The organism is Streptomyces sp. NPDC086519 (assembly GCF_040686075.1).
GTDB lineage: Bacteria > Actinomycetota > Actinomycetes > Streptomycetales > Streptomycetaceae > Streptomyces > Streptomyces shenzhenensis.
The window spans coordinates 95,050-109,236 of the sequence record NZ_JBFBJL010000010.1 but is presented as its reverse complement, the minus strand read 5'-3'; the positions used below and the strand labels follow the sequence as shown (position 1 = coordinate 109,236).

Below are 14,187 nucleotides of genomic sequence, written 5' to 3'. Positions count from 1 at the left end.
TTCCAGCCGGCCCGCTCGGCGGACGTGGCCAGACCGCGCCGGACGGTCGTCCTGGACAGGGCGAGCGATCGGTCGAGTTCGGACAGGCGGATCGGCTGCGACCACGGAACGGACCAGCGTCCGTGTCTCAGCCGGGCACACCTCAACGTAGGTCAGCCGCGCACCGTGGTGATCTCGCTGGCGACGACCGACGGCCAGCGGGTCAGGACTCTCAGGACGCGCGCGTGCAAGTCGCCGATGTAGTCGCGGACGCGTGCCGCTGCGGCATCTCCGTCGCGGCGTTCGACGAGCTCGATCCACTCCTTGTCGACTGATGGATCGGGCATCGAGGTACTGGCCTCGGCCGTGATGAGCGCCAGGATCCGGGCGATGTCGTTGTGCAGTCGGTCGTGGACCCGGATGAGGTAGTCGTTGTCTGTCGCCGCCGCAAGGCTGGCGAAGGCCGCGGTGGCCGCCTCGACCCGTCGCAGGGGCTGCTCGCCGGCCTCGCTGCCCGTCGAGTCGCTGCCGGGTATGGCGGCGGAGAACGCGGCGATGATCTGCTGGCGCTGTTCGGCAGTGGCGTCCTGCACGCCAAGGCGGGCGGTCTCCGGCCCTACGATCCGCCAGAGTGTGAACAGGTCGTCGACGGTCTTGAGGGTCAGCGGGGTCACCTGGTAGCCCTTGCGGGGCAACGTCAGGACGAGACCCTCGTGGCTGAGGCGGGTGAGCGCGTCACGGATGGGCGAGATGCCGAAGCCGGTGGTCTCGGCGAGCGATCGTTCGGTGAGCCGCTGGCCCGGGACGAGCCGACAGGACACGATGTCGGCCCGTAGCTGTCGGTAGGCGGCGTCGCCGAGTGACACGGGTTCGGACGAGGGCACGGACACGTTGCTCGCTCCCGGACGATGGAAAGACTCGGTGACATACCAGCGGGTTGATGATACCGCTTCACCGAGCGGCTCTGGGTGGCCCCGTGGGGTACGTCACCCGACGACGTGGCGCGGGCGGGGGGTGCTCAGCGACGCAGCGGAAGCACCACGCCCTCGCCGGTCTTCGGCAGGTCGCCCAGCACGAGCATCGCCGACGCGTGGGTTGCCGCGGTGACATCGCGGATGATCCGCGTGGCCGTGAGACCGTCGCGACGGTCGAAGGTCGAGTCCCATGTCACGCCCGCGGCCAGGAACGTGTCCACGGAGTCGGCCGCGATGAGGATCAAAGTCAAGACGCGCCATGTCTCGCCGGCGAGTGACCGGTAGACCTCGATGAGCCGGTCGTTGCGGGAGGCGATGGCGAGCAGCCCGAAGACCCGTTCGGTGATGTCGACGAACCGGACGACGCGATCCCGGTCCAGTGGGCCGGCGAGCGTCGTGTTCCCGTCCACCACCAGCTGTCGCAGTTCAGCGGCCTGCTCCGGATCGGCCCGGCTGGTGCCCAGCGCGGCCATCTCCGGGCCGAGCAATTCCCAGACAGTGAGCAGATCGTTGACGGACTTCGGGGTGAGCGGGGTGATCCGGTACGCGTTGGGGGGCACCGCCTGGACCAGACCGTCCCGCACGAGGCGCGTCAGCGCGTCACGGACCGGGAGCAGCCCGAGTCCGAGCTCGACGGCGCTCCGGCGCTCGGTGAGCAATTGGCCGGGAACCAGCTCGCAGCTCATGATCCGGTTCCGCAGCATGCGGTACACAGCCTCGGACGACGGAACATCCGTCGCCAACACACGTCTGTCTGCCATGGTCCCGCCCTTCGGCCGAACGTCGCGCGACCGGTGCAGCGGGCCACACCGGCGTGGCCTAACGAGCGTCATGCTACGACAGCGTAACTGAAGTGTCACGACCCCAATCACGGGATATTTGGCGCGAACCTGCGGAGCTCACGGCGCGCGAGGGACATCTTGTGGACCTCGTCGGGTCCGTCGGCGATACGCAGCATGCGGGCCTGGGCGTACAGCTCGGCCAGGGGAAAGTCCTGGCTCACGCCACCGCCGCCGTGCGCCTGGATCGCGTGGTCGATGACCCAGGTGGCCATCCGCGGTGCGGCCACCTTGATACCCGAGATCTCGATCGCCGCGCCGCGGTTGCCGACGGTGTCCATCAGCCATGCCGTCTTCAGCACCAGGAGGCGGGTCGTCTCGATACGTATGCGTGCTTCCGCCACCCACTCCTGGAAGACGCCCTGCTCGGCGAGCGGTTTGCCGAAGGGGGTGCGCTGGTGGGCTCGGGCGCACATGAGGTCGAAGGCGCGTTCGGCCATGCCGATCAGGCGCATGGCGTGGTGGATCCGGCCGGGGCCGAGGCGTGCCTGGGCGATCGCGAAACCGCCGTGCAGCTCGCCCAGGAGGTTCTCCCGAGGGACCCGGACGTCGTCGTAAACGATCTCGGCGTGACCACCGTGACCGCTGTCGGAGTATCCGAACACGCTGGTCGACCGCAGGACCTTCACCCCGGGGGTGTCGAGCGGGACCACGACCATGCTGTGGGTGCGGTGGCGTTCTCCGCCCGGGTTCGAGCGGCCCATCACGATGGCGACCTGACAGGCGGGGCTCATCGCGCCGCTGGACCACCATTTGCGGCCATTGATGCGGAACCCGTCGCCGTCCTCGGTGATCCGGGTGTCGATGTTGCTCGCGTCGGAGCTGGCGACCTGGGGCTCGGTCATCGAGTAGGCGGAGCGGATCTCACCGTCGAGCAAGGGCTCGAGCCACCGCTTCTGAACCGACGGCGTGGCGAAATGCGCGAGCGTCTCCATGTTGCCGGTGTCGGGCGCGGAGCAGTTCAGCGCTTCCGGCATGATCCACGGGCTTCGGCCGGTGATCTCGGCGACGTGCGCGTATTCGAGGTTGGTCAGTCCGGCGCCCCGCTCTCCGGGAAGGAAGAGGTTCCACAGGTCACGGTCACGGGCGGCCTTCTTGAGCTCCGCCATGACCGGCGGGGTGTCCCACGGCCCGACCTGGGTCTTCTGCTGCGCGTAGACCGGTTCGGCGGGGATGGCCAACTCGTCCAGGAACTCGGTGGCTCGTCGCTTGAGATCCCGGATCTTCTCGGTTTCCGTGAAATCCATGGTTGCTCCGTCGTGTCCTTTCGATGGTGCGCTCAGCGGCCGGCGCTTGCCTGCGGGGGGTTGTCGCGGAGTTGCCGCCGCAGGATCTTGCCCGTCGCGGTCTTGGGAAGTTCGTCGACGATCTCGACGAGCCGTGGGTACTTGTAGGCCGCCATGTTCTCCTTGGCGTACCGGATGAGTTCGTCCGGCCTCGCCGTCGCGCCGGGCTGCAGCGAGACGAAGGCCTTGACGGTCTCGCCGCGATAGGAGTCGGGGACCCCCACCACGGCCACCTCCCGGACCGCCGGGTGGGTGTAGAGCAGATCCTCGACTTCACGTGGCCACACCTTGTACCCGGAAGCGTTGATCATGTCCTTCTTGCGGTCGACGAGATAGAACCAGCCCTCGGCGTCCATGAAGCCCACATCGCCGGTGCGCAGTTCGCCGCCCGGGAAGGCCGCTGCCGATTCCTCCGGCCGGTTCCAGTAGCCGGGGACCACCTGCGGGCCGCTGATCGCGATCTCGCCGATCTCGCCGACTGCTCGTTCCTCGCCGTCGTCGTCCAGGATGCGGGCCACGGTGCCGAAGACCGGTACCCCGATGGAGAGCGCGCCCGACGTCGGGTCGACCGGTGCCTTGGCGCCGAGCGGTGTCCCGTGGGTCGGCGAGTTGGTCTCGGTCAGCCCGTAGATGTTGTGGATGTAGATCCCCGTTCTGGCCTGGAACGCGTCATTGACGGCGGGCGCGATCGGCGCGCCACCGGAGTACACGATCCGCAGCGACGAGAAGTCCTCCGCCGGATGGCCGGACTCTTCGGCGAGCCGGGTGAGCGCGGTGATCGCGGCGACCGTGACGGTGGGGCGGTGCTCGCGCAGCGCGTCCAGCATGACCGCGGGATGGAAGCGGTGGGTGAGCACGAGCGGGCATGGCAGCAGCAGCGACAGGCCCACATGTGCGACCAGACCGGTGATGTGGAACAGCGGGGCGATGCCGAGCACGCTGTCGGCCGAGGCCAGGCCGAGCCACTCGCGGAAGTTGTAGCAGCCGTACACCATCGTGCGGTGGGTGTTCATCGCGCCCTTGGACCGGCCGGTGGTCCCCGACGTGTAGGTCAGCACCGCGATGTCGTCCGGTTCCGGGGGCGCGACCCCAGGTCGTTGTCCGCTGTGGACCTCGATGAGCGACAGCAGGTCGAGCGTGCCGTCGGCGACGGGCACGCGTGGTGCCTGGAGCACTCGTTCGTCGTTGCGGGTCTGCCAGTCCGATTCGGAGGCGGTGATCACCGTGTCGACGCTCGTCCGCCCGGTGGCGATGACATCCCGCGCGATGTCCTCGTACAGACTGTCCAGGCAGAGCAGTGCCTTCGCGCCGGAGTCGGCGAGCAGGTACTCCAGTTCCCGGGCCTTGTTCATCGGGTTGATGGCGACCGCGGCGCCGCCGGCCTTCCAGACCCCGAGCAGACCGATGACGAAACCCGGATCGTTCTGCACGTAGACGGCCAGCCGGTCGCCGCGCTGGAAACCGCTCTCCAGGAGGACGAGTGCGAGCGCGTCGGACGAGCGGTCGAGCTCGGTGAGGGTGAGCCGGCCGTCGAAGTAGTGGAGCGCGATCTGATCGGGTACGCGCTCGACGGAGGCACGGAACAACTCGAGCATGGTGTGGTGCTCGGGCTCGATGCAGGCCGGCTGGCCTGTGCGGTAGTGGGCCAGCCACGGCAGGTCATGGTAGGTGTTCACCTGGGAGCTCCCCGGGGCAACTGACATTTCGGAAACGTCTTCTCGTACTGGGAAGGTCACGACCCGAGCGGCCGTGGCATCGCTCACTCAGTGGTGATGGTGGGCGTAGTGCTGGCGCAGGAGGTCCTTGCCGTAGTCACCGCCGTTGGGCGTGCGCACGATCGTGTGGACGTGAAACGGCTCGGGTTCGTCGTTGTCGAGGAAGATGCCGGGGTGGTTGTCGTACTCGATGAGCACGACCGGGCTGTGCACCCGGTAGTAGAAGGGCGCGCCCTCGTCCCAGGTGCCGATCCAGGCGAGGTGGGTGGTGTCGAGGTGCTGCTTTACCTGCGCCCGGCGGTGAGCACGCGGCTTTTCCGGCAGGGCTTCCAGGTAGGGGTCGGTGAGCGCGAGGAGCAGTTCGAGCTGACCGGCTGTCAGCTGGTCGCCGGCGAGGCCGGTGTAGGGCAGGACCAGGTTGTCGCGCCCGGCTCCGGCACGGTGCCGGCCGTCCACGGCTCCCGCCAGCTCGTGCGGGAGCTCGGTGGAGAGCATCGACCCGTACAGCAGTGCCCGGTCGCGCTGTACGGCGGTCAGGGACGCCATCAGCTCCCGCGCGCGGTCCTGATGCTGGGCGAAGACGACGTCGCCGTCGAACTCGACGCCGAGGAACGCCGGTGTGAGCACGATCTGTCCGCCGATGAACAGGCAGTGCAGGTCCACGTGATGGCCCTGCAGCTGCCAGCCCCATGGCCGGTCGGACGAGGGCTCGCCGAAGACGGTGAACCGGTAACAGAACTCGGTCAGGGTGTTGCTGTAGCCACCGACCAGATCCCCGAGCGCGCCGTTGAGGCGCATGGCGTGGCGCGCCTGCTCGAATCCGGCTCCGCTGATCGAGGACTCGATGACGGCCAGCGCGGCCTCGCGTTCCGGGTCGGTGAGCTCCTGCAACAGCAGACCGTGCTCTTCGAAGGTCAGGAAGGCGTTGCTCCACATGCGCCACTCGACCGCGTCCAGCGGCAAGGCGGCCTTCGCACGCTGCCGCGTGTTCAGGCCGGCGAGGTAGTCGCGGGCCGCCTGCGCGGCGTGGGCGACCGGTGCGCCCTCGTCGCGCAACTCGAACAGCCCGGGTACCGGGTTGCCGTCAGTGGTGACACCGACGAAGGGCTGGCCCGCGGTTTCCGCGACGGGCGGCAGCTCGGCGTCGCCGATGAGTGCGAATACCGCCGCGATACCGGCTTCGTCGGAGAAGTCGACCGCCCCACGCCGCAGCGGCAGGTTCGCCGGGCGCGGGCCGTAGGAGCCGAGCCCGGTCATCGCGTCGCTCCGTTGGTCGCTGCGGCCGATGTGATCGTGCTGCCGAACTCTTCGCCGTTGACGGCGAAGGTGACCCCGCGGTCCCATGGCCTGCCCGGCTCGGGCGCGGGCGCCAGCACTCCCAGGTGCTTTTCGGTCACGTCGCCCTCGTTGTACTGCCGGTGCGGCACGCCCGCGGGAAGGACGACGAGTGTTCCGGGCTCGACGATGTGCTTTTCGAGCGCGACCTCGACGGTGAGCTGGCCCTCCAGGACGAGGTAGTACTGGTCGAACTCGTGGACGTGGGTGCCGGGCCCGGCCTTGCCGGGGTCGACTTCCATGTAGTTGACGACGGTGCGGTGGGAGCCGGACTCGGGGTCGACAAGGGGCTGCATCCGCATGCCGGGCAACACCTCGGGCACGGCCGTGAGATCGAGCGCGCGCACGAGACCCGGGCGATCGGTCCGGTCCTCTACCGGTATGTCGGCCGGCGAGTCGACCATGATCGCGATCTGCGTCAAGGGCGCCGGCGCGGGAACGATCATCTCGAAGTGGGTCTCGGCGCCAGGACCCTCGTTCCAGTTGCAGTGCGCCAGCCCGGCCGGGATGAACACCAGGCTGCCCGCCTCGACCTGATGGACCTCGTCGCCGAGGCGCACCTTCATCGAGCCCCGCATCAGGTAGTACAACTGATCGCTGCGGTGGTAGTGCAGGCCCGGGCCGCAGCCGCCCTCCTCGATGGTGCTCGCGATCATCAGCGCGCTTTCGAGATGCGAAAGGAACTGCGCCCGATAACCCTTGAACCCGGTATCGATCGCCTGGTCGATATCGAGCGGTCGAACATAACGCATGCGTGTCATCCAGGACCTCCCGCAAAGAGCAAAACTGAGTTCGTGATGTGTCAGGCGTGGTTGGGTGTCCGACCGGCTTCGCCCCCCGGCGGAGGCATCGAGGCGAGGGGGTTGCCCTCGAGTACTTCCTTCGCGACCTGGTCGGGTTCGATGACCTGCGCGCGCAGGAACTCGAGGACGAGTCCGGTGCTGCTGCGGGTGTAGCGCGGTGTCGCGTCGAACTCGTGGTCCTGGCCGGCGATCAGGTGGAGCTCGCTGGTCACCCCGGCCGCGGTGAGGGCGTCGAAGAGGCACAGGCTCGTGACGGGGGGAATGAACCGGTCGGCAGTGCCGTGGACCAGGACGGTTGGTGGGTAGTGCTCGTCGACGTGGTTGATCGGGCTGGCCGCCGAGGCGTCGTCGGCCGTGGCATCGGGCCCGAGCATCTGCTGGGCCGGCAGCTCGCCGTGACCGGGCGTCAGGGACAGCGCGGTGGGAGCGTAATACGCGATCACGGCCGCCGGGGCCGGCAACGGCGCCGCGCCGCCGAGCCCGTCGGGCTCGTCGTGGCCCGCGGTTCCGGCCACGAGCAGCGCGAGCTGGGCGCCGGCGCTGTGCCCCTGCAGCACGATGCGGCCGGCGTCGAGGCCGAGTTCGTCGGCGTGCTCGTGTGTCCACCGCAGAGCCGCCCGGGCGTCGTCGAGTTGCGCGGGCCACGCAGCGGAGTCGAACAACCTGTAGCCGACGGCGATCGTGGTGAAGCCGCGTGCGGTGAGTGCCCGGCACCGGGCGTGCACGGCTGTACGGTCACCGTGCCGGAAGGCGCCGCCGTGCAGCACCAGGACGGTGGTGCGCAGATCGGCGGCCGGGTCGGGGGTGAAGACGTCCAGCTGCTGACGCGGGTCGCCGCCGGGAACGTAGTCGAAGGTGGAGAACTCGCTCATCGCCGGGTCAGCCGATCTCGGCCGCGCGCAGCCGGGGGGCGACCTCGCGACCGTACAACTCGTGTACCTTGCGCAGTTCGTCCGGCTCGAAGATGTTGAACATGGCCACGAAGTTGCCGACGCCGAGGGCCCGGCACTGGCGGATGATCTCGTCGGCCACCTGCGAGGGAGTGCCGTAGATGAGCTCGTCGGGGTCGAGTGTCGTGTGCGGGGCGTCGGGGATCTTCAGGCTGTCCAAAGTGACGCGCGTGTGCTTCTCGATTCCCTCCCTGCCGAGCTGTCCGGCTCGGTCGCGGTCCGCCTCGTTCTCGACGATCATGACCGCGCGACGGATGCCGACCTGGTCGGGCCCGCTGGGCATACCCGCCGAGCGGGCGGCCTCCTGGTAGGCCTCGTACACCGGCACCAGCTTCTCGACATTGACGAAGCCGCCGCACATCTTCAGTCCCAGGGCACCGGCGCGGCTGGCCGATGCCACGCTCGTGGAGGCGGTCCAGACCGGCGGCGAGGGTCGCAGGAAGCTCGGTGTGATCCGAATGTCCTCGAAGGAGAAGTGCTTGCCCTGGTGGGAGACGACCGGTTTGGTGGTGGCGGCGAGCAGTACCTCCAGTGTTTCGGCGTGCACCTCGGCCGCCTTTTCACGGGAGATGCCCACGATGCCGAGCTCGGGTGGGATGCCGCTGACCACTCCCATCTCCAGGCGTCCGTCGGTGAGGTGGTCGAGCATGGCGAACTCCTCGGCGACCCGCCACGGGGTGGCGTAGCCCGAGACGGAGCCGAGCACGCCCAGGCGCAGGGTGGTGGTGCGGGCGGCGAGGTTGGCGATCACCAGGTTCGGCGACGGGCTGTAGCCGGGTCCGAAGTGGTGCTCGCTGAAGAAGATGCCCTCGAACCCGAGCGCCTCGTCGTCGACCCACAGATCGAGATAGCGGCGGAACTGTTCGTGCACGGTGGCGGGATCCTCACGACCGACCGGGTCGTGGACCGCGCGGAAGAACTCGAAAAGCCAAGGCTTGATCATCAAGGGTTCCTAGTCGGTTGTAGGGATCCCGTTGCGGGGATCTGGAATGCGTCGGCCACCGCTCCGCGCCGGCCGGACCGCGATCACGGCCGGGTGCGTTCGGTTTCGACTTCGATCAGGGTGGGTTTCCCGCTGCCGAGGGCCGATTTGAACGCCGCGGCGAAGTCCTCGGGCGTGCTCACCGAGGTGGCGTTCATGCCGTAGCCGCGCGCGAGCAGGGTGAAGTCGATGTCGGGGACGTCCATCCCGGCCACCTCGCCGACGTCGAGGACTTCGGAGAACCAGCGCAGCGCCCCGTAGGTCCCGTTCTTGAGGATGACCGTGATGACGGGGATGTCGTACTGGGCGGCCGTCCAGAGCGCCGTGATCCCGTAGTTCGCCGAACCGTCGCCGATGAGCGCGACGACCTGCCGTTCGGGGCGGGCCAGTTGGGCGCCGACAGCGGCGGGCAGACCGAAGCCGAGACCGCCTGCCGCCGGCCACAGGTAACTGCCGGGGTGTTGCATGTCCGTCTGCGCCCAGAAGGCGCTTGTCGTGGAGGTTGACTCCGTCACCCAGACGGTGTCGGCGGGCGCGAGCGCACGCAGGTCGGCGAACAGTTGCTCCGGGTGGACCCTGCCGTTCGACGCCGCTGGTACCGGGAAGTCGGGCAGGGGAGGAAGCTGGGGACGCCGGTCGGGGGTGACGGCGTCCGCCAGCCTGGTGAGGGTGTCATGACTCGCGCCGACGAAGGCCTCACCCATCGGAGCGCGAGTCGCCTCGCCCGGATCGCTGGTGACGTGCAGGAGCCGGGCACCGGGCGCGAGGTAGGGGCCCGGTTCGAACTGGTGGTAACGGAACACCGGGGCTCCGATCACCAGGATCAGGTCGTGCCGGGCCAGTGCCTGCGTCACCCCCCGCACCGATGACGGGAGCACGCCGCGGAAGCCGCGGTGCCGGGTCGGGAAGGAACAGCGCGACGAGAACGGGGAGAGCCACACGGGTGCGCCGAGGGCCTCCGCGAGCCGCACCGCCTCGCCGTTCGCGCCCGAGGCGTCGACCTCGGGCCCCAGCACGAGCACGGGGCTGGCCGCCTCGTCCAGCGCGGTCACCAGCTCGCCGAGCTGGTCGGCGCTCAGACAGCCCCCGTAGGCGGTCCGGCGGCGCAGCAGGTGCGCCGTCTCCTCGGGCGCCTCGCGGGCCCAGTCGTCGTACGGCACCGCCACGAACACCGGGCCCTGGGCCGGCAGGGTCGCCGTGTGGATCGCCTGGCTGATCACCCGTGGCACATCCTCGGCGCAGGCCGGCTGGCAACTCCACTTCACCAGCGGCCGCAGCAGCGTCTCCGGCTCGACGATGGACAGCACCACCTCCTGCCCGACGGTGCTGCGGACCTGCTGGCCCGCCAGCACCACGAGCGGGGTGTGCGAGTACACCGAGTTCGTCAGCACGCCCATCGCGTTGCCGGTTCCGGCCGCGGCGTGCAGGTTCACCACGGCGGGCCCGCCGGATGCCTGCGAGTAGCCGTCCGCCATGGCCAGCACCGCGCCCTCGTGCAGCCCCAGGACGTACCGGAAATCGTCCGGCATGCCCGCGAGGAAGGGCAGCTCGTTCGAGCCCGGATTGCCGAAGACGGTTGTCAGGCCGTGTGTTCGCAACAGCTCGTACGTCACGTCACGGACAGTCGTCATGGTCTGTACATCCTTGGGGGTCGGTCGGTCAGGCGAGCAGGTCGGTGATGCTCTTGGCGGCGACGGCGGCCATGCGGTCGTCGGTTTCGCCGTCGGCGCCGCCGACGCCGATGCCGCCGATGTTTTCCGTGCCGTCGACGGTGATCGGGAGTCCGCCGGGGGCGGGGAGCAGGTTGGGGTCGATGAGGTGGGGCGGTGCGACGGCCATCTGGGGGCTGGCGGCGAACTGGGCGAACGCCGCAGTGGTGAATCCGGTGACGGCGGAGGTGTAGGCCTTGCGGCGGGCGGTCTCGATGGCGATGGGTCCGGCGCCGTCGTCGGCGAGCAGGATCCGGGTGATGCCGCCGCGGTCGACGACGGCGACGGCGAGCGCGAGTCCTTCGGCGCGGCCCGCGGTGAGTACGGCGTCGGCGGCGGCGCGGGCCGCCTCGTAGGTCAGGGGGGCCCTCATGCCGCACCGCCGACGAGGGGGTGGGCGTGCCTGGGGGGCGGGAGTGCCCGCGATGAGGTGGCAGTCATGTGCGTCTCCTGCTGGGGGGTGTATTCGGATCGAGGGTGTGACGGCCGGCCGACGGGGACCGGCCGGTGTGGTTCATCCGGGCGGCAGACGCCGAGCCATCTGCAGGTGCGCGAGCTGCCAGCCGTCGTCGGCGCGGACCCAGACGCGGGAGACGGCCTGCTGGATGGCGAAGGGGGGCGTGTCGGGCACGAACGGGATGAGCATCTCCTGCAGGCAGCTCACCGTCGCCATGCCGGGGAAGTGGCGGACGGTGGAGGTCAGGATCTTGATGCCGTGGGGTGTGGGGCGCTTGGCCGTGTCGGTGAGGAACTGCTCCTTGTCGTGGATCAGTCCGACAGGGGAGTGGACGACGACGAACTGCGGATGCAGCAATTCCCGTAGGGGCTCGGCGGTGGGTGCGAGCAGGGCCTTGAGCAAGGCCGCTTCGGCGTCGTCGACGGTCGTCGGGGGTGGGGCGGTCACGGGGGATCCCTTTCGCGGGGTGGGGGGTGTGGGGTCACAGGTCGAGTTCGAGGTGGTGGCCCAGTGCGCGGGAGGAGCAGGTGGCGAACAGTCCGTCGGCGCGTTCCTCGTCGGTGAGGACGTCGTCGCGGTGGTCCGGTTCACCGGCGAGGACGCGGAGCACGCATGCGCCGCAGATGCCCTGCTGGCAGGACGAAGGCGCGTCGACGCCGTTGCGGAGCAGGACGTCGAGGACGCTCTCCTCCGGCGCGACGTGGTACTCGGCGCCGGTGGAGGCCAGCCGGACCGTGAATCCGTCACCGGGGCCGGCGTCGGCGGCTGTCGCTGTCGGGGTGAAGCGTTCTTTGTGCAGTGCGTTCGGTGGCCAGCCGAGTTCGCGGGCGCCGTCGAGGACGTAGTCGATGAACGGGCCCGGGCCGCAGACGTAGACAGCGGTGTCCTCGGCCGGGGGCCCGAGGTCCCGGCGCAGGCCGAGTCTCTGGTCGTCCGGCTGGTCGTCCAGGTGCAGGACGACCCGTGGGTGGTCGGCGAACAACTCGGCCAACGCGACTTCCGGGGCGGAGCGCGCGCAGTAGTGCAGTGTGTAGTCCCCGCCGGTGGCGTCGAGCTGCTGGGCCATTGCCACCAGCGGGGTGATGCCGATCCCGCCCGCGAACAGCAGGTGCCGGCGCGCCGACGTCAACGGGAAGTTGTTGCGCGGAGCCGAGATCTGCACGTGGTCTCCGACCTCGAGCCGGTGTATCGCCGCCGACCCGCCCCGGGACTGCTCCTCGCGCAGGACCGCGATCCGGTACCGCTTGCGGTTGCCGGGCTCGCCGCACAAGGAGTACTGCCGGACCAGCGCGGTATCGGACCCGAGCGGGCCCAGCAGCACATCGATGTGCGCCCCGGCCTCGTGCTCCGGAAACGGGGTGCCGTCGATCGGTTCCAGGTTCAGCACGACCACGCGCGGGGTCGTCATGGTTCGGTCGGTGACGACCGCGTCGATCCAGGTAGTCGTCATCGATCGACCCCGGTCAGGAGGCAGCGACGGGCGTGGCCGCGCCGATGGTGAAGGTACCCGCCGTCGACCTGCGTGGCTTGGCCTCGCCGCTGTCGACGTTCTGCGGGGTGCGGCCGGCCTCGACGTCGTCGACCATCTGCAGCAGCTGGCGGCGCAGCATCACCACACCCTTGTCCGAGGTGGCCAGGGTCTCCTCGGAGTGCTGCGTGATGAGGCCCTGGGAGCCCTGGGCCTCGAAGTCGCCGGGGAAGCGCTGCTTCTCTTCCTCGGTCAGCTCCCAGAACTGCTTGCCGTTCTGCTTGATGCTGGCGATGACCCGCAGCATTCGGTCGATTCCTGTCGCCCGCACCGCCATGAAAGCCCTGTGGGAAGTGTCGTCGGCCGGCACGATCCAGATCAGGCAGTCATGGGGCTGGTCCGGGGCGGAGTTCACGAAGTCGGGCAGCGCGATGATGTTGGGTACGTGCACCTCAGGGCTCCAGTACCGTCCGACGGTCGTGCCGTCCGGCAGCTCCTGCTCGTACCGCTGGCGGTACCCCGCCCCGTGCTCGGTCTTGTAGTACTCGATCTTGTCAGAGACGGTGTAGGGGTCGTAGAACGAGTGGGGCGCTCCGGTCGTGCCGACCCCGTCGAACTGCGGGCCGCTGTGGGTGTAGTGCAGCCACATGGCGTGCACCGGGTCCATAGCGTTCTCGAAGGCCTGCAGCCAGTTGAAGTCGGAGACCAGTCCTGTCACGTTGGCTCCCGGGGCGGGGAGTTCGGCGAAGATGGCCTCGCCTTCGCTGAGCTCCTCGAAGAAGTCGTAGCGCGGCAGCGGGGGCTTGTGCTCCGGCGGGCCCATGTAGACGAAGACGAGGCCGTAGCGCTCCTCGACCGGGTACCAGGGCTGGCGGGCGACTTCGCGACGCCGACCGCGGTCGGGCTCGCAGGCCTGTTCCAGGCAGTGGCCCTGCACGTCGAACTTCCAGCCGTGGTAGCAGCAGCGGATGCCGTCCTCTTCGACGCGGCCGTAGAAGAGGCTGCTGCCACGGTGCGCACAGCGCTCGAAGACCACGCCGGGGCGGCCACTGCCGTCGCGGAAGACGATCAGGTTTTCGCCCAGGACGCGGGTGCGGTGCGGCAGGTCGCTGGTCAGCGCGTTCGACGAGGCGATCGGGTGCCAGTAGCGGCGCAGCGCCTCGCCCAACGGTGTCCCCGGACCCACCTCGGTCAGACGGGCATCGTGCGACGAGGCGGGACGGCCGTAGCCGGTACCGCTGTCCGGACCAGAAGACGTGACGGTCATCGTTCTCTCCTTTGAGCTCGAAAGCGCTGGTCGCCTCAGGAGGGCGTTGTAGGGCGAAGTCGTTCGGCCGTCCGCCGAGGGCTTCCCGTGCCCAGCTACCTCACTCCGGGATTTTGACACATCAACCTTGTCGGGCTGACACATCAAAGATACCTTCGCTGTACGAAAACTTGTCAACGGTTGTTCGGACTGCGGTCCGAGATCCTTCGCTGACCCGGGCAAGGAGCGACAATGAAGTTGATCTACGGCCGGGGTGCACGGTCGGCCTTGCTCGACCGCAAGCACGGCTACGTGGTGGTCGGCGCCGGCACGGCGGGCTGCGTCCCTGCCGTTCGAGTGTCAGCCGTTACTTCGATGAACGTGCCGCCCATCGACGCCGGGCCGGCCGCGAATCGCCACCTGCTCGTCCGGTTCACCTGTGGC

13 protein-coding genes are annotated in these 14,187 nt (G+C 69.1%); all 13 read right to left on the bottom strand.

Annotated elements, in window-relative coordinates; translation table 11 throughout:
- Positions 1 to 152: 152 nt before the first annotated feature.
- Positions 153 to 869 carry a GntR family transcriptional regulator gene (locus AB0P24_RS12515; protein ID WP_365793000.1) on the bottom strand — a complete coding sequence of 239 codons (717 nt, stop codon included), beginning with the start codon at positions 867 to 869 and terminating at the stop codon, positions 153 to 155.
- Positions 870 to 997: 128 nt separating this feature from the next.
- Positions 998 to 1,714 carry a GntR family transcriptional regulator gene (locus AB0P24_RS12510; RefSeq protein WP_365792998.1) on the bottom strand — a complete coding sequence of 239 codons (717 nt, stop codon included), beginning with the start codon at positions 1,712 to 1,714 and terminating at the stop codon, positions 998 to 1,000.
- Between the two features lie 107 nt (positions 1,715 to 1,821).
- On the bottom strand, positions 1,822 to 3,039 hold the full coding sequence (locus AB0P24_RS12505; protein WP_365792996.1) for an acyl-CoA dehydrogenase family protein: 1,218 nt from the start codon (positions 3,037 to 3,039) through the stop codon (positions 1,822 to 1,824).
- Positions 3,040 to 3,071: 32 nt separating this feature from the next.
- Positions 3,072 to 4,754, bottom strand: coding sequence for an AMP-binding protein (locus AB0P24_RS12500; RefSeq protein WP_365792994.1), 1,683 nt, complete (start codon positions 4,752 to 4,754; stop codon positions 3,072 to 3,074).
- 87 nt (positions 4,755 to 4,841) lie between these two features.
- Positions 4,842 to 6,050, bottom strand: a complete 1,209-nt coding sequence (locus AB0P24_RS12495; protein ID WP_365792992.1) for a DUF3500 domain-containing protein — start codon at positions 6,048 to 6,050, stop codon at positions 4,842 to 4,844.
- Positions 6,047 to 6,889, bottom strand: coding sequence for a cupin domain-containing protein (locus tag AB0P24_RS12490; RefSeq protein ID WP_365792990.1), 843 nt, complete (start codon positions 6,887 to 6,889; stop codon positions 6,047 to 6,049). Before AB0P24_RS12490 ends, AB0P24_RS12495 begins: the two co-directional genes overlap by 4 nt.
- 41 nt (positions 6,890 to 6,930) lie before the next feature.
- Positions 6,931 to 7,803 (bottom strand): alpha/beta hydrolase, encoded by an 873-nt coding sequence (locus AB0P24_RS12485; protein WP_365792988.1) that lies wholly within the window; start codon positions 7,801 to 7,803, stop codon positions 6,931 to 6,933.
- A 7-nt stretch (positions 7,804 to 7,810) separates the two neighbouring features.
- Positions 7,811 to 8,824, bottom strand: a complete 1,014-nt coding sequence (locus tag AB0P24_RS12480; RefSeq protein ID WP_365792986.1) for an LLM class flavin-dependent oxidoreductase — start codon at positions 8,822 to 8,824, stop codon at positions 7,811 to 7,813.
- A gap of 83 nt (positions 8,825 to 8,907) precedes the next feature.
- Complete coding sequence (gene mdlC / locus AB0P24_RS12475) at positions 8,908 to 10,494, bottom strand: benzoylformate decarboxylase (RefSeq protein WP_365792984.1); 1,587 nt, start codon at positions 10,492 to 10,494, stop codon at positions 8,908 to 8,910.
- A 28-nt stretch (positions 10,495 to 10,522) separates the two neighbouring features.
- Positions 10,523 to 10,945 (bottom strand): heme-binding protein, encoded by a 423-nt coding sequence (locus AB0P24_RS12470; protein WP_365792982.1) that lies wholly within the window; start codon positions 10,943 to 10,945, stop codon positions 10,523 to 10,525.
- A 141-nt stretch (positions 10,946 to 11,086) separates the two neighbouring features.
- Entirely contained in the window at positions 11,087 to 11,476 is a 390-nt protein-coding gene (locus tag AB0P24_RS12465) for a nuclear transport factor 2 family protein (RefSeq protein WP_365792980.1), read from the bottom strand.
- A gap of 34 nt (positions 11,477 to 11,510) precedes the next feature.
- Complete coding sequence (locus AB0P24_RS12460; protein WP_365792978.1) at positions 11,511 to 12,479, bottom strand: PDR/VanB family oxidoreductase; 969 nt, start codon at positions 12,477 to 12,479, stop codon at positions 11,511 to 11,513.
- A gap of 13 nt (positions 12,480 to 12,492) precedes the next feature.
- A complete protein-coding gene (locus tag AB0P24_RS12455) occupies positions 12,493 to 13,764 on the bottom strand; it encodes a Rieske 2Fe-2S domain-containing protein (RefSeq protein ID WP_365792976.1) in 1,272 nt (423 codons plus the stop codon).
- Positions 13,765 to 14,187 lie beyond the last annotated feature (423 nt).